This is a genomic window from Empedobacter sp. UBA7252 (assembly GCF_002472765.1).
Lineage (GTDB): Bacteria > Bacteroidota > Bacteroidia > Flavobacteriales > Weeksellaceae > Empedobacter > Empedobacter falsenii_B.
Genome location: NZ_DKSQ01000003.1, coordinates 52,096 through 70,981 on the forward strand (window position 1 = coordinate 52,096; position 18,886 = coordinate 70,981).

Annotated in this window: 19 protein-coding genes; 9 read left to right on the forward strand and 10 right to left on the reverse strand. The window is 31.7% G+C overall.

Annotated features, from left to right (window positions below; genetic code table 11):
* From B2X73_RS01570 to B2X73_RS01600, 7 genes are all read right to left on the reverse strand, one after another.
* Positions 1-546 (reverse strand): hypothetical protein (locus B2X73_RS01570; RefSeq protein ID WP_291072202.1); only part of this gene is annotated, 546 nt, incomplete at its 3' end.
* Positions 547-682: 136 nt separating this feature from the next.
* A complete protein-coding gene (locus B2X73_RS01575) occupies positions 683-1,432 on the reverse strand; it encodes a GLPGLI family protein (RefSeq protein WP_286495769.1) in 750 nt (249 codons plus the stop codon).
* A 13-nt stretch (positions 1,433-1,445) separates the two neighbouring features.
* Positions 1,446-2,171: a GLPGLI family protein gene (locus tag B2X73_RS01580; RefSeq protein ID WP_286495768.1), complete on the reverse strand. Its 726-nt coding sequence runs from the start codon at positions 2,169-2,171 to the stop codon at positions 1,446-1,448.
* Positions 2,172-2,177: 6 nt separating this feature from the next.
* Complete coding sequence (locus B2X73_RS01585) at positions 2,178-2,978, reverse strand: GLPGLI family protein (protein WP_291060689.1); 801 nt, start codon at positions 2,976-2,978, stop codon at positions 2,178-2,180.
* 95 nt (positions 2,979-3,073) lie between these two features.
* The gene (locus B2X73_RS01590; RefSeq protein ID WP_286495767.1) at positions 3,074-3,853 is read right to left on the reverse strand and encodes an HAD family hydrolase; all 780 of its coding nucleotides are present in this window, start codon (positions 3,851-3,853) and stop codon (positions 3,074-3,076) included.
* Between the two features lie 60 nt (positions 3,854-3,913).
* A complete protein-coding gene (gene lat, locus B2X73_RS01595; protein WP_286495766.1) occupies positions 3,914-5,203 on the reverse strand; it encodes an L-lysine 6-transaminase in 1,290 nt (429 codons plus the stop codon).
* Between the two features lie 12 nt (positions 5,204-5,215).
* Entirely contained in the window at positions 5,216-6,745 is a 1,530-nt protein-coding gene (locus B2X73_RS01600; RefSeq protein WP_286495765.1) for an aldehyde dehydrogenase family protein, read from the reverse strand.
* 141 nt (positions 6,746-6,886) lie between these two features.
* Between B2X73_RS01600 and B2X73_RS01605 the strand changes: the two genes are divergently transcribed.
* Together B2X73_RS01605 and B2X73_RS01610 are read left to right on the forward strand one after the other, a co-directional pair.
* Positions 6,887-8,053 carry an acyl-CoA dehydrogenase family protein gene (locus B2X73_RS01605; protein ID WP_291095572.1) on the forward strand — a complete coding sequence of 389 codons (1,167 nt, stop codon included), beginning with the start codon at positions 6,887-6,889 and terminating at the stop codon, positions 8,051-8,053.
* 72 nt (positions 8,054-8,125) lie between these two features.
* Positions 8,126-9,802, forward strand: a complete 1,677-nt coding sequence (locus B2X73_RS01610) for a PNGase F N-terminal domain-containing protein (RefSeq protein ID WP_286495764.1) — start codon at positions 8,126-8,128, stop codon at positions 9,800-9,802.
* A gap of 23 nt (positions 9,803-9,825) precedes the next feature.
* On the opposite strand, the gene B2X73_RS01615 is transcribed toward B2X73_RS01610, so the two are convergent.
* Positions 9,826-10,752 carry an alpha/beta fold hydrolase gene (locus tag B2X73_RS01615; RefSeq protein ID WP_286495763.1) on the reverse strand — a complete coding sequence of 309 codons (927 nt, stop codon included), beginning with the start codon at positions 10,750-10,752 and terminating at the stop codon, positions 9,826-9,828.
* Positions 10,753-10,937: 185 nt separating this feature from the next.
* Positions 10,938-11,135, reverse strand: coding sequence for a hypothetical protein (locus B2X73_RS01620; RefSeq protein WP_286495762.1), 198 nt, complete (start codon positions 11,133-11,135; stop codon positions 10,938-10,940).
* Between B2X73_RS01620 and B2X73_RS01625 the strand changes: the two genes are divergently transcribed.
* Complete coding sequence (locus B2X73_RS01625; protein ID WP_286495761.1) at positions 11,135-11,578, forward strand: hypothetical protein; 444 nt, start codon at positions 11,135-11,137, stop codon at positions 11,576-11,578. The two genes, B2X73_RS01620 and B2X73_RS01625, sit on opposite strands and share 1 nt — an antisense overlap.
* On the opposite strand, the gene B2X73_RS01630 is transcribed toward B2X73_RS01625, so the two are convergent.
* Positions 11,490-12,269, reverse strand: a complete 780-nt coding sequence (locus tag B2X73_RS01630) for an amidohydrolase family protein (RefSeq protein WP_286495760.1) — start codon at positions 12,267-12,269, stop codon at positions 11,490-11,492. The two genes, B2X73_RS01625 and B2X73_RS01630, sit on opposite strands and share 89 nt — an antisense overlap.
* A gap of 359 nt (positions 12,270-12,628) precedes the next feature.
* On the opposite strand from B2X73_RS01630, the gene B2X73_RS01635 reads away from it, so the two are divergent.
* From B2X73_RS01635 to ribD, 6 genes are all read left to right on the forward strand, one after another.
* Entirely contained in the window at positions 12,629-13,366 is a 738-nt protein-coding gene (locus B2X73_RS01635; protein WP_286511761.1) for a DUF4290 domain-containing protein, read from the forward strand.
* Between the two features lie 24 nt (positions 13,367-13,390).
* On the forward strand, positions 13,391-14,701 hold the full coding sequence (gene murA, locus B2X73_RS01640; RefSeq protein WP_286485412.1) for a UDP-N-acetylglucosamine 1-carboxyvinyltransferase: 1,311 nt from the start codon (positions 13,391-13,393) through the stop codon (positions 14,699-14,701).
* A 10-nt stretch (positions 14,702-14,711) separates the two neighbouring features.
* Positions 14,712-15,389: a DedA family protein gene (locus B2X73_RS01645; protein ID WP_286485414.1), complete on the forward strand. Its 678-nt coding sequence runs from the start codon at positions 14,712-14,714 to the stop codon at positions 15,387-15,389.
* A complete protein-coding gene (locus tag B2X73_RS01650) occupies positions 15,386-16,123 on the forward strand; it encodes a shikimate dehydrogenase family protein (RefSeq protein WP_291095575.1) in 738 nt (245 codons plus the stop codon). Before B2X73_RS01645 ends, B2X73_RS01650 begins: the two co-directional genes overlap by 4 nt.
* A gap of 54 nt (positions 16,124-16,177) precedes the next feature.
* Positions 16,178-18,040, forward strand: a complete 1,863-nt coding sequence (locus B2X73_RS01655; protein WP_291095577.1) for a DUF349 domain-containing protein — start codon at positions 16,178-16,180, stop codon at positions 18,038-18,040.
* 9 nt (positions 18,041-18,049) lie between these two features.
* Positions 18,050-18,886, forward strand: an 837-nt coding sequence (ribD, locus tag B2X73_RS01660; protein WP_291095579.1) for a bifunctional diaminohydroxyphosphoribosylaminopyrimidine deaminase/5-amino-6-(5-phosphoribosylamino)uracil reductase RibD, incomplete at its 3' end; no start/stop codon positions are given.

An 18,886-nucleotide genomic window follows, 5' to 3' on the forward strand; every position in this document is an offset into this window, starting at 1 on the left:
AAACTCCAATAAATTATATTCAGTTATCATTGAAACCTTTTTCACTTTATTGTTTAGTGTTTCTTTGTAAGAAATTACATATCCTGGAATATCAAAAAAATTAACCTCTTCAACAATTGGAGAAAAACGAACTTCAGATGGACAATACCAAACTTCTATCGTATGTGTTAAATTACCTTCTTCAAATTGATAGTCTGCACGTTTCGCATTACAATTATTAACAACTTTTGTTTCATCTTTAAAAGCCCAATCAATCTTATTGTAATTTTTATAAATTACAGCTCTTTTACCTTTATAATTTCGTTGAGTTTCTGAAATCTTATCTTTATAATTTATATATTGATAGAGCTTACCATCATAAAATCTATCATTTTTCTTGATTTCAAAATTCGCTTCGCTACCTTTCTGATTTAGTTCATAAACTATTTTTACTCCACCATCCATATCCTTAAAAGATGTTGAATATTGGTAATAAGCAGTTAAGTTTTCTTGCGCAAAACCAATATTAGAAAAAAGTAAACATCCATAAAGTAAAATTCGTTTCATTTTGTTGTAGTTTGATAATTAATACTCTAAAATAATTTTAATTTTATAATTCTTTAATAATTGAACTAACATTTAACACAATATTATAAAAGAGAAAAATTAATCATATTTACTATTCTCAAACTTTACTATAAACTTAATTTTTATCCACTCCTTGACTATTCATTTCTTGTTGTTTCTTAAAAAAAGCATCCATTTCTGCTTTATACGTTTTGAAATCAACAATTTTCCCTTTCTTAGGTTGATTTATTGTTACATTTTTCTTCGCTTCTTTTACAGATGTTGCTTTGTATGTAATAACCATATCAGCATCGTCGTTCGTTTTTCTTTCTAATTCTAAAATCAAACCAGGTAATCCCATATACTTATCTGGCCCCGAAGGAAAAGACAAGGAAGTAGCAAACCAAGCTGTAAACTCTTCTTTATTGATTTTTGCGGTTGCTTTACGAACATCAAAACCTAAGACTTTTTTCTTCTCGCGTGTTATAATCCAATTAATTTTAGGAATAGAATCTTTGATAATTCGATCCATTCCAAAACCAACCGATTCGTGCATATAATAATTTTCAAGCAAGTCTTTGTAATACAATCCATTTCCTTGTGTCGAACTATAACTTATTGAATTTCCACCATTTAGTGTTGGTTTTTGATTATAATTAGAAGCCGTTTTATCCGTTATTAATATATAAGGTCTAGGAATTTTCATTTGTTCAGTGAAATACCTAATCGTTTCATCTTTACTCAATTTTCGATTGTCAATTGTAACTGAACCTTGAGTTTTACTTGCATCATATACTGTATATACATCATATTCTACTTCTAAAATATCTTGCGCATTTGCAAAATAACACAAGCTGCTTAATACAATCAATAATAATTTTTTCATAGTTTATATTTGGTTATTCTTTATCTACTCCTTGATGTTCATTCGAACTTTGTTGGTTATAATCAGCTCTCAATTTTTCAAATTCGGCTTTAGAAATTTCCTTTGCCTTGAATAATTTCTTAAATTCTAAATGATCTTTCGTTGTAACAGAAGTTGCTTTCAAAGAATAAGATGGATCAATAATTCCATTTCGAATAGATTCTACTTTTAATACCAAACCTGGAAGATTAATAAATTCTTTTGGACCAAAACGTTTGGGTAAACTTGGTGCATACCAAATAATTGATTTATTATTATCATCATATTTTACAACTGCTTGTTTAACATCAAAACCCAAATAAGTAGATTTTTCTTGCGTTAATTCGTATTTATAATGTGTAGAAATGGTATCAGTTACAAGGTATTTTTTATTCTCTATCATCCATTCTTGTTTCATTTTATTTTGATTGAAATCTTGTTCAAAATTATACGAAAAAATACCATACATCGTAACCGATGCGTTACCTTGTGAATTATTAATTTTCTCAATCTTGGAAAAAACACTTTTTCCTTTTTCTATTTGTAGCACATAATTTTTTGGAACAGAAAGTGCTTTTATAAAATCATCATCCAATTTTTCTTCCTTCCCATCTTTTCCTATAATTCTAGGAATAGAAACTTCTTCATATACAATCTCTAGAGCTTCTTGCGCTTGAACTAAACTACAAAAAAAACTAATGAAAATTACTAAATATTTCATTCAAAATTATTTTTTGTCCACTCCAATCGAAAAAGATTCTCTCATTTTTTGACGAGATTCATCTTGCAATTTTTTAAATTCTTCTTGTGTTATTTCTTCACCTTTTAAAGGTTTAGTTTTAGACATTTTCTTAGGGTTTAAGGTAATTTTATCCGCTTCATAAGTCATAATCGAACCAAATTTACCGCCCGTTTCGCTCACCGTTTTCAGAATCAAACCTGGCAATCCATTCACTTGATTTGGTCCTGCATCAACCTTAATATCTGGCGCAAACCAAGCTGCTATTTGCTTACCTTTATCATTACCAATAGCTTTTTTTACTTTGTGACCCAAAATCGTATCTTCAATATCTGTAATTTTCCATTCATAATCTTTATATGGAGTAACCACAATAAAATTTTGTTTATCTAAAACGACTTCTTGGCGAAACGCTTTCTTACTTATTTCATTAATCAGATCTTTATATTCTCCTCCAATATTAATTGAAAAAGCCCCCATAGAGCTACCATTTTGATCATTATTGATAGTTTCTATTTTTTTGTAAATGGACTGATTATCATTATATTCTAATTGATAATAAATATTTGGAGACCCTCCAATTTTTATTGTACCTCCTCCTTTTTGTGCTTGCTCTCTTTCAAACTCCTTTATTTTTTCTTCATCATGCTTTATATCGTATTTATAATCGACAATAAGCTTTTCTTGCCCAAAACCAAAATTCGAAAAAAGTAAAAATCCAGCTAATAATAATTGTTTCATTATGTTGTAGTTTATAATTAATACTCTAAAATAATTTTTATTTTTCAATTCTACAATAATAGAATATATAATTAACACAACATTGGGAAAAGAAAAAAATCCAACCGAAGTTGGATTTTTTCTATATAAATTAAAATAAGTTTCTAAATTATCTCAAAGTGTTTCAGCGCATTCCATATTCCGTGATTATCCGCAGAAGTTGTATAATAATCCGCAGCTTCTCGCACATTCTCCTTCGCATCGCCCATTGCTACACCAATTTTACAACCTTTCAACATACTAATATCGTTACCTCCATCGCCAAAAGCCATTGTTTTAGATAAATCTAAATTATCGCGATCAGCCATTCGTTCTATTCCGCGCATTTTACTAATATCCTTCGGATTTATATCAGCAAAATATTCTATCCAACGTGTTCCTACACTATTTGTCAACACATTTTTCATCAAATAATCTTCTTGTTCTTCGTTTACAAAAAAGTTCATTTGCATGATATTATCTTTCGGTAAAGTTCGAGGATCAACCACTTCTGGAACTTCCATTCCAAAATATGCAAACGATTTTTCTACATTATCATTCACACGATTAATACTAAACGCTTCTTTCGTCATATACGAAAATGAAAATGGATTTTCATCATCATATTGCAACAAAGCCTCTATATCATTAGGATTAATATAATCTACAAAAAATGATTGACGGTTTTCGTCCGAGCACATTCCACCATTATTATTGATATAACCATCAAAACCGTAATCAAAAATATGTTCGGGCATATCCACCATATTTCGTCCTGTTGCGATGTATATTTTTTTATTTTTTTGTTTTAATAATTTCAACGCTTCGATTGTCGAATCACTGATTTCATGGTTTTCAAAACCTTGTAATGTTCCGTCAAAATCGAAGAAAAAAGAATCTATCATACCTTAGTTTTATCTTTTACAAAATTAAAAAAGCAACCTTTGCTTGGTTGCTTTTGCTGTTTATTTTAACGCTAATTTAATAATTTCTATTGCTTTATTGGTATCTTCTTCAGAAATATTGAGATGAGGGCGCATTCGCACAGAGTTTTCACCACAAGGAAGAATAATCATGTGATTTTCGAAACATGTTTTGATGAACTCTGAACGATCCAAATCTGATGAAAAATCAAACGCAATGAACAATCCTAATCCACGAACCGAATGAATTTTCTTCGTCTCTTTTGCTATTTCATTCAATTTTGATAAAATATATTTACCTTTTTCTGCCGCATTTTCTACTAATTTTTCTTGTTCGATCACTTCTAAAATTAATTTGAAACGCAACATATCGATATAATTCCCACCAAAAGTCGAATTAATACGGCTTGATTCCTTGAAAACATTATTCGGAATTTGATCTAACTTTTCTTTATTCGCTAAAATTCCACAAACTTGTGTTTTCTTTCCAAACGAAATCACATCAGGAATCACATCATAATGCTGAAAAGCCCACATTTTACCAGTCATTCCCATTCCTGTTTGTACCTCATCAAAAATCAATAAAATCTCTTCTCTATCACAAATTTCTCTCAATTTCTGAAAGAATTCTTTTCGAAAATAATTATCTCCTCCTTCACCTTGAATCGGCTCAATAATAATACAAGCAACTTTATTTTTGCGTGTTTCTAAAACATTTTCTATTTGTTCAATCGCTCGTTTTTCAGCCTCAACAACCTTGCTTAAATTATCTTCCGTAACAGGATAAATTCGTTTTGGATTTTCAATTCTTGGCCAATCAAATTTTGGAAAATATTCGTATTTACGAGGATCTTTCGTATTCGTTAGCGATAATGTGTAACCAGAACGTCCATGAAACGCTTGCTTAAAATGAATGACATCACTTGCTTCTTTCTCAATTCCTTTCGAAAAATTTAATCTTGTTTTCCAATCAAAAGCCGTTTTTAGTGCATTTTCTACTGCCAATGTTCCTCCAGAAATAAAGAATAAATATTGCAATTCTTTCGGCATCGCAACACGCTCAAATGTATCAATTAAATCGGCATAATCTTTTGTATAAATGTCTGACATCGCAGGTTTATTGACAGCATTTCGACCTAAAAAATCAATTTTCGCCATCAAATGTGGATGATTATAACCAATCGCCGTCGAAGCAAACATCGAAAATAAATCTAAATATTCAATGCCATTTTCGTCTACAACATAGGAACCATGCGACTTATCCATATCCATTACAATCGGATATCCATCTGCCAATATATGTTTTGCTAATCTTTCGTGTACTGTACTCATCTCTGTAAATTTTTAAAAATCAAACTTAATTCCTTGCGCCAATGGCACTTCTGTCGAATAATTAATTGTATTCGTTTGTCGTCGCATATATGCTTTCCAAGCATCCGAACCCGACTCACGTCCACCTCCAGTTTCCTTTTCACCACCGAAAGCACCACCAATTTCAGCACCAGAAGTTCCGATATTTACATTTGCAATTCCACAATCAGAACCTTGTTGACTCAAGAATAATTCAGCTTCGCGAAGATTATTTGTCATGATAGAAGACGATAAACCTTGCGCTACATTATTCTGAATTTCGATAGCATTTAACACATCTCCAGAATATTTGATTAAATATAAAATTGGAGCAAAAGTTTCGTGCTGAACAATTTTATAATGATTCTCAACCTCAGCAATTACAGGTTTTACATAACAACCGCTTTCAAAGCCATTTCCTTCTAAAACGCCACCTTCAACGATAATCTTTCCTCCTTCTTGATTGATTTTTTCTAAAGCATTTGAATACATTTCAACCGCATGTTTATCGATCAATGGACCAACATGATTTGCTGTATCCAACGGATTACCTATTTTTATTTGTTTGTAAGCATTTACCAACGATTCTTTTACTTTATCATAAATCGACTCGTGAACAATCAAACGTCTTGTTGTTGTACAACGCTGTCCAGCCGTACCAACTGCCCCAAAAACAGCCGAAGTTAGCATAACTTTTAAATCAGCATCTGGCGTAACAATAATCGCATTATTTCCACCTAATTCTAAAATTGTTTTACCCAAACGAGCAGCAACAACTTTATTCACTTCAATTCCCATTCGCGTAGAACCTGTTGCAGAAACCAAAGCCACACGAGCATCTTGCGCAATTAATTCACCGATTGTTTTATCGCCCATTACCAAAGAAGAAACGCCTTCTGAAATATTATTTGCTTTTAAAACTTCTGCTAAAATATGTTGACACGCAACCGCACACAAAGGTGTTTTTTCACTTGGTTTCCAAACTACAACATCACCGCAAACCATCGCTAAACATGTATTCCAAGACCAAACTGCAACTGGAAAATTGAACGCAGAAATCACGCCTACAATTCCAAGCGGATGATATTGATCGTACATGCGATGCAAAGGTCTTTCCGAATGTATTGTCGAACCATATAATTGACGCGATAATCCAACAGCAAAATCACAGATATCAATCATTTCTTGCACTTCACCCAAACCTTCTTGATAAGATTTTCCCATCTCATACGAAACCAATTTTCCCAAGGAAGCCTTTTTCTCACGAAGTTTCTCTCCGAATTGACGCACAATTTCTCCTCGTTTCGGAGCAGGAATCATTCGCCATTCTTTGAAAGCAACTTGTGCTTTTTTTATCACTTCTTCATAATCATCTTTTGTTGATGACTTAACTTTTCCAATCAATTTTCCGTCTACTGGCGAGTAAGAAGAAAGCTCTTCACCTTTTCCAAACCAAGTATTTCCTGTTGATGTTCCAAGATTTTCGGAAGAAATACCTAATTCTTTTAATTCGTTTTCTATCATTTTTTTGTGTTATTTTGTGTTTTTAACTTTTACCTAAATTAGTCAAAAGTTTCATAAATTAAAATTTTTAATAAATATTATTCAGAATAATTTTTAATTTAGTGAATAATCGTTAGATTTAATAAAATAAAACCGCATAAAATGAATTCAACTACAGATTATTTTAAGATTGATGATTTATTGACAGAAGAACACAAATTAATTCGTCAATCTGTTCGAGATTTTGTGGACAACGAAATAAAACCTGTGATAGATGATGCTGCGCAACATCATAAAGATATTCCAGATTTAATGAAAAAATTAGGCGCAATTGGTGCTTTAGGACCTTATATTCCTGAAGAATATGGAGGTGCAGGATTGGACCAAATGTCGTATGGATTAATCATGCAAGAATTAGAACGCGGCGATTCGGCTGTTCGTTCTGCTGCATCAGTACAATCTTCGTTGGTGATGTATCCAATCTTTTCTTTTGGATCTGAAGAACAAAAACGCAAATATTTACCAAAATTAGCTTCAGGAGAATTCGTTGGAAGTTTTGGATTAACTGAACCAAATCACGGTTCAAATCCTGGCGGAATGGAAACTCGTTTGACTAAAAATGGTGATCATTATATCTTAAATGGAGCAAAAATGTGGATTACAAATTCACCAATTTGTGATATTGCAGTTGTTTGGGCAAGAGATGAAGAAGGAAAAATTCGTGGTGTTATTGTAGAACGCGGTATGCAAGGTTTTACAACGCCAGAAACATTGAATAAATGGTCATTAAGAGCTTCAAAAACAGGTGAATTAGTTTTCGAAAATGTCAAGATTGAAGCTTCTCAAATTTTACCAGAAGTAAGTAGTTTACGCGGACCATTATCTTGTTTAAACTCGGCTCGATACGGAATTTCTTGGGGTGTAATTGGCGCTGCAATTGATTGTTACGAATCTGCTTTGAAATATTCGTTAGAACGAACACAATTTGGAAAACCGATTGCTTCTTATCAATTGCAACAGAAAAAATTAGCTGAATTTATTACAAAAATTACGAAAGCTCAGTTGTTATGTTGGCGATTAGGAACGTTGAAAAACGAAAATAAAGCAACTCCTGAACAAATTTCTATGGCAAAACGCAACAATGTAAAAATGGCTATTGATATTGCGCGAGAATCTCGTCAAATTATCGGTGCAATGGGAATTGTAGGCGATTTCCCTATGATGCGACATGCAGCAAATCTTGAATCAGTGATTACTTACGAAGGAACGCATGATGTCCATTTATTGATTACTGGAGCAGATGTGACAGGAATTAATGCTTTTGTGTAAGATATTTTTTCATACAATCATATATTTTTATAGGTTTACAATTCGTTTGTAAACCTTTTTTATTTATCACACATGAAATTGAAATCAATTCTACTTATCATTTTTTGTATTCAGGCTATTGTTCTTGATGCACAGGAAACCTACAAAATTACGTACGAACGCTTTTCGAATGGAAAGAAAGTCGAAGAAAATAACCCCATACAAGTTATTGCGAATACAAAAGAAACCGTTATTGGAAAGCAACAAAGTTTTAGTAATTCTTCAAATTATCCTGATGAAATGTTTTATTATACCAAAACAAACCCATCAATTATTTCCTTGATTACACAATTTGACCCGACTAATTCTATTATTACAAATGATTCTGTCGCGTTCAATAAATCTGTTTTTACAATTTCTAAAGAAACAAAACGAATTTTAGGTTTACGTTGTAAAAAAGCAACAACAAATATTAATTCGAATACAATAGACGTTTGGTTTGTTGACAATATGGAATTGAATGCTTCTCCAACAATGGTTGGAATGAATTTAGGTTTTGTGTTAGAACTTACACGAAATAATAATTCAACGATTCGAGCTTCGAAAATAGAACGCGAAAAAGATTTGATTCCAAGTCAATTTATCCAAAAAGAATTGCATCAAAATAGAGTTGATTTATTGACATATAAAGACATTATTTGGAAAAGTAAATTCGTTGATATTCCACTTTTATCACATCAACAAGTTAACTTTAGTAAAGATTTTTCGTCAAATGATTCAATTTATCGCTTTGCTAATGGAACTGTTGTGGTTCGAAAAATTAAAATTCCTCAAATTAAAGTAGGAAGCCAAGTTTTCTTAAATGTTTCGCAACAATCAAATGGTGATGCTTACGACAGAACTGGTTCTGTGTTTTTGATTCCCCGTGATTCTAAAATTACATTTATGGATGGTTTACAAAAAGGAATTAATCAATTACCGATTTTTACATCTGCAAATAATAAGAAATATCAAGGTTATTTTTTGACAGAAAATTATTCGCCAACTATTGAATTAATGCGCTTTTTCACACCTTTTGGAATTAAAAAATTCAATCATATTCAATTAAAAAATCAAACATGGGAAACCGAAGCAAAATATCGTCAAGAAATCACAGAATTTCAAGGTTTATTATCTGATCAAGAAGTTTTGATTGGTTTCTTCATTGGAAATTATGATCAAGGCGGACATATTATTTCTGCCAATATTTCTGTTCATCCATCAGGTTCTACAACAATGCCAATTAAAAAGGTTTTACCAATTTTCAATACTGCAAATGTGATGGAAATGGCTGGACAAGAATACCCTACTTTGTTCGAAAATCCGAATGGTTTTACAGTAGAATTCACGTTGAAAGAAGATTACAACAATGCTAAATTACGTTTTACAACAACTGGACATGGCGGTTGGGAAAATGGTGATGAATTTGTTCCGAAAGAAAATAGTATTTTTCTTGATGGACAAAAAGTATTTAATATAGTTCCTTGGAGACAAGATTGTGGTTCGTATCGCGCTTACAATCCTGCTTCTGGTAATTTTGACAATGGTTTATCATCATCTGATTATAGTCGTTCTAACTGGTGCCCTGGAACAATCACAAATCCATATTTTATAGATTTGGGCAATTTAAAAGCCGGAAAACATAGTATACAAGTAAAAATTCCGCAAGGAAAACCAGAAGGAAATAGTTTCAGTTATTGGAATGTTTCTGGTGCTCTTTTAGGAGAATAATTTTTTTGGAGCAAAAAGATTTATTAAACGTCTTTTTGCTCTATTTTTTTATGATTTATCAAAACCGTTAACCAATCTACAATATCTTGATATACTTCATCTTTGATAGATTCATTCAATATTTCATGTCTCAAGTTTGGATATAGTTTCATTGTTACATATTGAAATCCATTTTGCTTTAAATCTTTATACGATTGCAAAACTCCTTTACCAAAATCACCAATTGGATCATCTGCTCCACTCACAAAATAAATAGGTAAAGATTGCGGTATATCTTTTGTCCAATTCTTTTTTGTTGCTTGTATATTTAAATTAATCAAAGTATAAAAACCGTTAACAGTGAAAGGTATTCCGCAAAGAGGATCTTTCAGAAAATTTAAACGATTTAACTCATCTAAACTAAACCAATTAGTCTCATGAAAATTTTCTTCATTTTGAAAATGTTTATTATTCGATTTTAAAAAAATAGTATTAAGTAATTGACTTCTTTTATGAGGAATCAATTTATTTAGAAGACTTAAAAAACTACTCAATAATTTAATTCCAGGAATCCTACCTCCTGTTCCCATAATTATAGCACCATCAAAATGATTTCCATATTCTTGAAGTAGGCAACGTGTTATAAACGATCCCATTGAATGTCCCAAAATAAAATGTGGTAATAAAGGGTATTTATTCTCTAACAAATTAGCTAACTCTTTTGCCGTATTTATTAAATTTTCTTTTGGATTGTCTAAGCAGAAAAAACTGTAATCTTCTTCTATTTTAGCTGTTTGTCCATGTCCTAAATGATCATATAACAAAACTAGAATTCCTTTGTCAGCCAAATACTTTGCAAAATTTTCATATCGCCCACTATGTTCTTGCATACCATGGACAATAAGTAAAGTAGCTATAATCTCATCTTCTGGAAGAATTACTCTATTATAAATATTCTCTGGTATTGACATTTTTATTAAGATTTAATAATTAATTTACAGTTTTACTTATTCAAAATCAACATTTTTATGAATAAATCATTGACTTTTTCAACAAATTTCAAGCCGATAAATAAGATCTAAAATTTCTAATTTTATAACTAAAAAAACGAGGTAAAATAAAAATTAACCTCGTTTTTTTATGATGTATGATAATTTTACTTTTTCGTTTTAATTGTATTCTTATAAATCTGACCATCTTTAATAATCACTAAAAAGTTTTTATCAGGATTAGCTATTAATGATAAATCTTTCAACGGATTTCCATCAACCAAAATCAAATCTGCTAAAGCTTGTTCTTCTACAACACCTAATTTCCCTGGATATGGGCTTCTTAAACCAGATAATTGCAACAATGGTACATGCCTATACGCCGAGAGCTGTGCAACGTGCTGTGGAAGCAGGAGTGAAGTCAATTGAGCATGGTCAAATGTTAGATGAAGAAACATTAAAAATTCTTGCCAAAAAAGGAGTTTGGTTAAGCCTTCAAAATTTGATGGATAATAATGAAAACATGGACGAGCAGCGAAAAGAAAAACGTAAACCAGTTTTGGATGGTCAAGATAAAGTTTGGCCTTTAGCAAAAAAACTTGGTGTGAAGCTTGCATGGGGAACGGATTTCTTGTTTGAACCTGAGTTGAATGATGATCAAAATAGTTACATATTACGTCTTCAAAAATGGTTTACAAATGCCGAAATTTTAAAGATGGTTACGCAAGATAATGGAGAATTACATACGTTCCCCAATCTTCAGCAGCATCAACTGCAGCTTTCATTTCGTCAAAAGTATATTGTGTAACATCAATCGGATCATAAGCAGAAGACGTTCCTCCACCTGCCATTAATTTGATTTGACTCGCACCAAAACGTAAATTCTCTCTTGTTGCAGTCAAAACTTCATCTCTTCCATCAGCAATAAAAGTAGCTCCTAATTCCTCTGCACGAGATGCTTTACCAAAAAAACGACGCGAACGTTCATCAGGAGTTCTAAAATCTCCGTGACCAGCTGTTTGACTAATCGTTGCACCCGAAGGCCAAATTCTAGGCCCTGCAACTTTACCTTTATCGATGGCTAATTTCAAGGGAAAAATTGGCCCACCAGCATCACGAACACTCGTAAAACCACGCATCAACATTTTGTGGGAAGCTTCGCCAACCTTATTCATTAACATTTCTTCGGACATATCTGGCGACATCATTTGCGCCATCGTCAATGAACCAAATACCATGTGTACATGAACATCTATCAAACCTGGCATCAACGTTTTTCCTCCTCCATTAATTTTTACAACGTCTTGATTAGGTGAAGAAATTTTTGCAGAACTAATTTTTTCAATTTTTTGCCCAGAAACCAAAACATTCATCGGCGATGTTAATGCTTGAGTTTGATGATCTAAAATTCTAACATTTTCAATTAAAATCTGTTTTGTTTGAGCAAAAGTAAAAGTGGTAGCGAGAAAAAAAAGTGCTATTATCGACTTTATTTTCATAATTTATTGTTTAATTGCCCTAAAGATACGTTGAATGCGTGTAATTTGAGGATAAAGTTTAAATTAAAAATATATTCATTTAAATCATTCAAACAAAAACCCAAATTTACTTTTTATTAAAAGAAAATACTATATTTGTTGACAACCAAAAGGTTTTAACTTAATTTTCCTTGGTGATAAAGATTTTTAACTGTTTTGAATTAAATAGACAAAATCTTGTTTTACGGCTTATCTTCTTCCGACTATAATCGTTTTTTAAGGAATAAAATTTAATAAAAAATTAGCAATCAATACACCTTTTCTACCCAAATAATCGGATAGAATTTTGTAAATTTGTAACCAATACATTAGAAAATTTAATGGAATATAATACACTTCGTTCGCAATTGATTATTCCAGAATATGGTCGTCATATTCAAGAAATGGTAAATCATTGTAAAACAATAACAGACGAAACAGAACGCAACGGATTTGCCGAAATTATAATTGAAGTAATGGGAGAATTAAATCCTCACTTGCGCGATGTACCAGATTTTCAACATAAACTTTGGGATCAACTTTTTATTATGGCAGAATTTGATTTGGATGTAAAATCTCCTTATCCAATTCCGACGAAAAAAGATACGGTAAATAGTAAACCAAATAAAGTAGAATATCCAAAAAGCATCTATAAATACAGATATTACGGAAATAATATTCGTAAAATGATTGATGTTGCTGTAACGTGGGAAGAAGGCGAAAAACGCGAAGGTTTGTACTTTGCGATTGCCAATCACATGAAAAAATGTTATTTACTTTGGAATAAAGATACAGTTGATGACCAAGTTATTTTTAATCATTTGTACGAATTATCTGATGGTAAAATTGATTTGAGAAAAGTTGATGATCACTTGGTTTCACCTGATCGTTTGAATTCGAATAATAATCATTCAAACAACAATCAAAACAATAGAAATTACCAAAACAATAATCGTAATCATCAAAATAACAACAATCGAAATAATAACCAAAATTCGAATAATCGTCAAAACAACAATAACCGAAATAATCAAAATAACAACAATCGAAACCAAAACGTTCGAAACAATAAAGGTTAAATCAAAACTATTTAATACAACTAAATGGCTACATTTCAAATAAAGGGAGGGAAACCTTTGAAAGGAGAAATTACTCCGCAAGGTGCTAAAAATGAAGTACTACAAATTTTATGTGCGGTTTTATTAACCAATGAACAAGTTCGTGTTAAAAATATTCCAGATATCCGAGATGTCAATCGTTTGATTGAAATTTTGGGTGATTTAGGCGTAAAAACACAAAAAAATGGAAAAGGAGATTTCACTTTTCAAGCTGACGAATTACGATTAGATTATTTAAAAGGAAAACAATTTCGCAAAGATGGTGCTGCATTACGTGGATCAATCATGTTAATGGGTCCACTTTTAGCTCGTTTCGGAGAAGCTTTTATGCCAAAACCAGGAGGAGATAAAATTGGACGTCGTCGTTTAGATACGCACTTCGAAGGTTTCTTTGCTTTAGGAGCTAAATATCGTTTTAATCCTGACGAAGATTTTTACGGTGTAGAAGTCGACGAAAACGGATTGCAAGGTTCTTATATGTTATTAGAAGAAGCATCTGTAACAGGAACTGCAAATATTATTATGGCTGCAGTTTTAGCGAAAGGAACAACAACTATTTACAACGCTGCATGTGAGCCTTACATTCAACAATTGTGTAAAATGTTGAACAGAATGGGTGCTAAAATTTCTGGAATTTCTTCGAATCTTTTAACGATTGAAGGAGTTGAGAAATTAGGAGGAACTGAACATACATGTTTACCAGATATGATTGAAATTGGATCTTGGATTGGTTTAGCTGCAATGACAAAATCTGAATTAACAATCAAAAATGTTTCTTGGGAAAATTTAGGTGTTATTCCAGATGTTTTCAGAAAATTAGGAATCAAATTAGAACGACGCGATGACGATATTTATATTCCAGCTCAAGAACATTACGAAATCGAGCGTTTTATTGACGGTTCTATTTTAACTATTTCTGATGCTCCTTGGCCAGGATTTACACCAGATTTATTGTCAATTATTTTGGTAGTTGCAACACAGGCAAAAGGAAGTGTTTTGATTCACCAAAAAATGTTTGAATCTCGTTTATTCTTCGTGGATAAATTAATCGATATGGGTGCCCAAATTATTTTATGTGATCCGCACCGTGCAACAGTAATTGGTCTTAATCACGAAACTCCGTTGAAAGGAGCCGAATTAACTTCGCCAGATATTCGTGCCGGTATGTCTTTATTAATTGCTGCACTTTCTGCGAAAGGAAAAACTGTTATTCATAATATCGATCAAATTGACCGTGGTTACGAAGATATCGATGTACGTTTACGTGCTATTGGAGCTGATATAATTAGAGCTTAAAAAATAAAAAATGCAATCTATTATTGAGTTTATCACCAATTTTGTTCAACGCCCAGACAAGGTATTAATGGACATTATCAATAATTACGGTTATTGGATATATGTTATTTTATTCCTGATAATTTTCGCCGAAACTGGTTTAATTATCATGTCATTTTTAATGCCTTTTTTACCTGGAGATGCACTAATCTTTTCGATTGGAATGATTGCAGCAAGCGATGAACAAAACCATTTGCATATCGAATATATTATTCCATTACTGATGGTTGCAGCAATTCTTGGTGATAACGTAAATTATTATGTTGGACGAAAATTTGGCGGTTGGATTTTAGGACGAAAAGACTCATGGTTTCTTAAAAAGAAACATATCGAAAAAGCAACAGAATTTTTTAACGAAAATGGTAAAAAAGCAATTATTATTGCTCGTTTTATGCCTGTTGTTCGTACTATAATTCCATTTATTTGTGGTGTTACAAACCTTAATTATCGCACATTTATTACCTATAGTTTTATAGGAGCGGTACTTTGGGTTGGCGTTATTTCGCTTTTGGGACACACATTAGGTCAGTTTGACATTGTAAAAAATAATTTAGAGAAATTCATTTTCGGAATTATATTATTAGCGAATATGCCGTTGATTATCCGAATCGTGAAAGCTCAATTCAATAAAAATAAAACAGAAGAATGAGACAATTTGGATTAATCGGAAGAAATATTTCTTATTCATTTTCTAAATCTTATTTTGCTGAAAAATTTAAAAACGAGAACATTGTAGACGCTGTCTACAATGTTTTTGATTTACAGCAAATCGATGAAGTAGAAAAAGTATTCGAAATCGAAGGTTTAGTGGGCTTTAACGTCACAATTCCTTACAAACAAGAAATCATTCCATTTTTGGACGAATTATCGCCAGAAGCCAAAGCAATTGGTGCGGTAAATACCGTTTTAATAAAAGATGGAAAACGAATCGGACATAATACAGATTGTTACGGTTTTCATCATTCGATAGAACCTCTTTTAGAACCTCATCACAAAAAAGCGTTGGTTTTAGGAAATGGAGGCGCTGCAAAAGCGGTTTTTTATATTCTTGATTTATTGAAAATTGACTATAAAATTGTTTCGAGAACAAAAAACGAAAATCATTATTCTTATGATGAATTAAATAAAGAAATCATTCATAATCATCAAATTATTGTGAATTGTTCGCCAGTTGGTACTTTTCCAACTATTGAAATCGCTCCACTTCTACCCTACCAATTTATCAACGAAAATCATTTATTGTACGATTTAATTTACAATCCACCATTGACAAAATTTTTAGAAAATGGTCAACAAAACGGAGCCAAAATAAAAAATGGTCACGAAATGTTAGTTTTACAAGCCGAAAAAGCTTGGAAAATTTGGAATAATCGTACAAAATAGACTTGATATTGTCCTCAAATTTTATTAGATTTGAGAAACAAAACTTAATTTCTTATGAATACTGAAATGGATAACCTGCAAAATGCAGACGGAGAACAACTACCCAAACCTGCAACTACAAACGACTCTAACACGGAATCTTACAAAACGGAAGAGTTAACGAACCAAGAAAAAATAAGCGATATTTCGTTCAAAGATTACGAAACATTTAGTTTTGATGTTTTGATTAACGAAGCAAAAAATCTATTGAGTAAATATGATGTTCAGGAGATTCGCGAGCATTTTAATCAAATTCGTGATGCATTCAAAGCTAAATTAGAAGAAGATGAAGCTACGAAAAAAGAAACTTTCTTAAGTGAAGGTGGTGATGAATTAGATTTTAAATACGAAACATCTTTTAGAGCAAAATTTAATGCTGTTTACAACGATTTCAAAAATCAATTAGCAGTTTTTCATAAAGAAAACGAAAAAAAGGAATCTGATAATTTAAAAGAACGTTTAGAAATTATTGACGAATTGAAAGCCTTGTATCAAGAACCAAGCGATTCTTCGGCGGCAATGTTCAAGAAATTTCGTGAGTTAAAAACTCGTTGGCACAATGCAGGAAGAATTCCGAGCAAAAATGCTGAAAATGTATTCAAAAATTATTTTTTCCACTTAGATAATTTCTACACATATTTGGATATGAATAAGGAATTGCAAACATTGGATTATGCACATAATCTTGAAGTTCGTCAATCGATTATCAAACGTGCGGAAGAATTAATTGGAGAGCAAAACGTGCAAAAAGCCTTGAATGAATTGCAATATTTGCATCGTTTATGGAAAGAAGAAGCCGTTCCTGTACAAGAAGATTTGCGCGAACCAACGTGGCAAAAATTCAAAGAATTAACAAATAAAATTCATGACCGTAAAGGTGAATTGAATGAAAAAATAAAGCAAGAGCAAAAAGATAATTTAGAAAAGAAGAATCAAATTATTGCTCGTATCAAAGAAATTTCTGAGCAAGCAACAACAAAATCGCATGGCGATTGGCAAAAAGCTATTTCTGAAATAAACTCTTTGCGTGAGAACTTTATCACAATTGGGCGTGTTCCGAAGGATAAAAATTCTGCAACTTGGGAAGCTTTCAAAGAAGTGACAAGACAATTTAATCACATCAAAAATGATTTCTATAAAAATCTAAAATCAGAGCAACAACTGAATCTTGAAAAGAAATTGGCTTTGTTAGAAATTGCAAAACAACATACGGAAAGCACAGACTGGAATGCTTCTGTACAAGTGATTAAAAAAATCCAAAATGATTGGAAAAAAATTGGTCATGTTCCAAGAAAAAATTCAGACAAAATCTGGAAAGAATTCAAAGATACATGTAATCAATTCTTTGATCGTTACAAAAAACGTCACGAACAAGCGAATCAAAAATTGGAACTAAATTTCGAAAAGAAACAAGCTTTCTTAAACGATTTCAAAAATCAAACGATTTCTGAAGACAAAGATGAGGCGTTGAAACAATTAGAAGAAATTCAACATAATTGGACAAATTTAGGAAAAGTTCCATCAGAAAAAATTTCAATCAATCAAGAATTTACAGATGTTTACCACAAAAAATTAGATGCTTTAAATCTTTCTAAAAATCAATTGAACGATTATAAGTTGAAATCATTTGTCAATAAAGTAAAATCTGGAAATAATGGTAATTTATTGGATGATGAGATTAGAAAAACACGTAAAATAATTGAGGATTTAGAAAAAGAGATTAATCAATTGGATAATAATGTACATTTCTTTTCGAATGCAAATGAGAACAATCCTTTATTAAAAGATGTTTACAAGCAAATTGACGATAAACGTAAAAAATTAATTGAAGCAGAAATCAAACTGAAAACATTATTCAATATTGATTTTAATGCATAATTTTTAGGCATGACACAACAATCTATCGATGAGCAATATATGGCTCGTTGTATACAAATTGCTACAAACGGGTTAGGAACAACATATCCTAATCCGTTTGTTGGTTCTATTATTGTACATAACAACAAAATTATAGGCGAAGGTTTTACGTCAGAATATGGTGGACCACACGCCGAAGTGAACGCAATTAATTCGGTTAAAAATCAAGAATTATTAAAGGAATCTACGTTATATGTTACGTTAGAACCTTGTTCACATCACGGAAAAACACCTCCTTGTGCGGATTTGATTATAGAAAAAGAGATTCCAAAAGTCGTAATCGGAACTCTAGATCCTTTTGCGAAAGTAAATGGACAAGGTTATTTGCGTTTGCTGAAAAATGGTGTTGATGTAACTTTAGGCGTTTTGGAAAAAGAATGTATAAAACTTAATAAACGTTTTATAACTTTTCATCAGAAAAAACGTCCATATATTATCTTAAAATGGGCGCAAACAGAAGACGGATATATGGGGCGTGATGATGTACAATTATGGATTACAAACCAATATACAAAGCAATTAGTGCATAAATGGCGAACAGAAGAACAAGCTATTTTGGTTGGAAAAAACACAGCTTTAATTGATAATCCGCAACTTAACACGCGATTATGGGAAGGAAATAATCCGTTGAGAATTGCGATTGACAAAAACTTAGCTATTCCGAGAAATTTCCATTTGTTTGATCAAACACAACCTACTGTAATTTTCAATTCGATTGAAAATTGTTCTGAAGAAAATTTAGAACTTGTTCAATTAGATTTTACACAAAAAATATTGCCGCAAGTAATGGATTATTTGTACGAAAAC

What these genes read in the sequence shown, in the direction of transcription:
- B2X73_RS01580 (WP_286495768.1), bottom strand. Translation starts at nt 2,171, where the DNA reads ATGAAATATTTAGTAATTTTCATTAGTTTTTTTTGTAGTTTAGTTCAA.
- B2X73_RS01615 (WP_286495763.1), bottom strand. Translation starts at nt 10,752, where the DNA reads ATGTCAATACCAGAGAATATTTATAATAGAGTAATTCTTCCAGAAGAT.
- B2X73_RS01650 (WP_291095575.1), top strand. Translation starts at nt 15,386, where the DNA reads ATGAGACAATTTGGATTAATCGGAAGAAATATTTCTTATTCATTTTCT.
- lat (WP_286495766.1), bottom strand. Translation starts at nt 5,203, where the DNA reads ATGAGTACAGTACACGAAAGATTAGCAAAACATATATTGGCAGATGGA.
- murA (WP_286485412.1), top strand. Translation starts at nt 13,391, where the DNA reads ATGGCTACATTTCAAATAAAGGGAGGGAAACCTTTGAAAGGAGAAATT.
- B2X73_RS01590 (WP_286495767.1), bottom strand. Translation starts at nt 3,853, where the DNA reads ATGATAGATTCTTTTTTCTTCGATTTTGACGGAACATTACAAGGTTTT.
- B2X73_RS01600 (WP_286495765.1), bottom strand. Translation starts at nt 6,745, where the DNA reads ATGATAGAAAACGAATTAAAAGAATTAGGTATTTCTTCCGAAAATCTT.
- B2X73_RS01610 (WP_286495764.1), top strand. Translation starts at nt 8,126, where the DNA reads ATGAAATTGAAATCAATTCTACTTATCATTTTTTGTATTCAGGCTATT.
- B2X73_RS01575 (WP_286495769.1), bottom strand. Translation starts at nt 1,432, where the DNA reads ATGAAAAAATTATTATTGATTGTATTAAGCAGCTTGTGTTATTTTGCA.
- B2X73_RS01635 (WP_286511761.1), top strand. Translation starts at nt 12,629, where the DNA reads ATGGAATATAATACACTTCGTTCGCAATTGATTATTCCAGAATATGGT.
- B2X73_RS01655 (WP_291095577.1), top strand. Translation starts at nt 16,178, where the DNA reads ATGAATACTGAAATGGATAACCTGCAAAATGCAGACGGAGAACAACTA.
- B2X73_RS01645 (WP_286485414.1), top strand. Translation starts at nt 14,712, where the DNA reads ATGCAATCTATTATTGAGTTTATCACCAATTTTGTTCAACGCCCAGAC.
- B2X73_RS01630 (WP_286495760.1), bottom strand. Translation starts at nt 12,269, where the DNA reads ATGAAAATAAAGTCGATAATAGCACTTTTTTTTCTCGCTACCACTTTT.
- B2X73_RS01625 (WP_286495761.1), top strand. Translation starts at nt 11,135, where the DNA reads ATGGTACATGCCTATACGCCGAGAGCTGTGCAACGTGCTGTGGAAGCA.
- B2X73_RS01605 (WP_291095572.1), top strand. Translation starts at nt 6,887, where the DNA reads ATGAATTCAACTACAGATTATTTTAAGATTGATGATTTATTGACAGAA.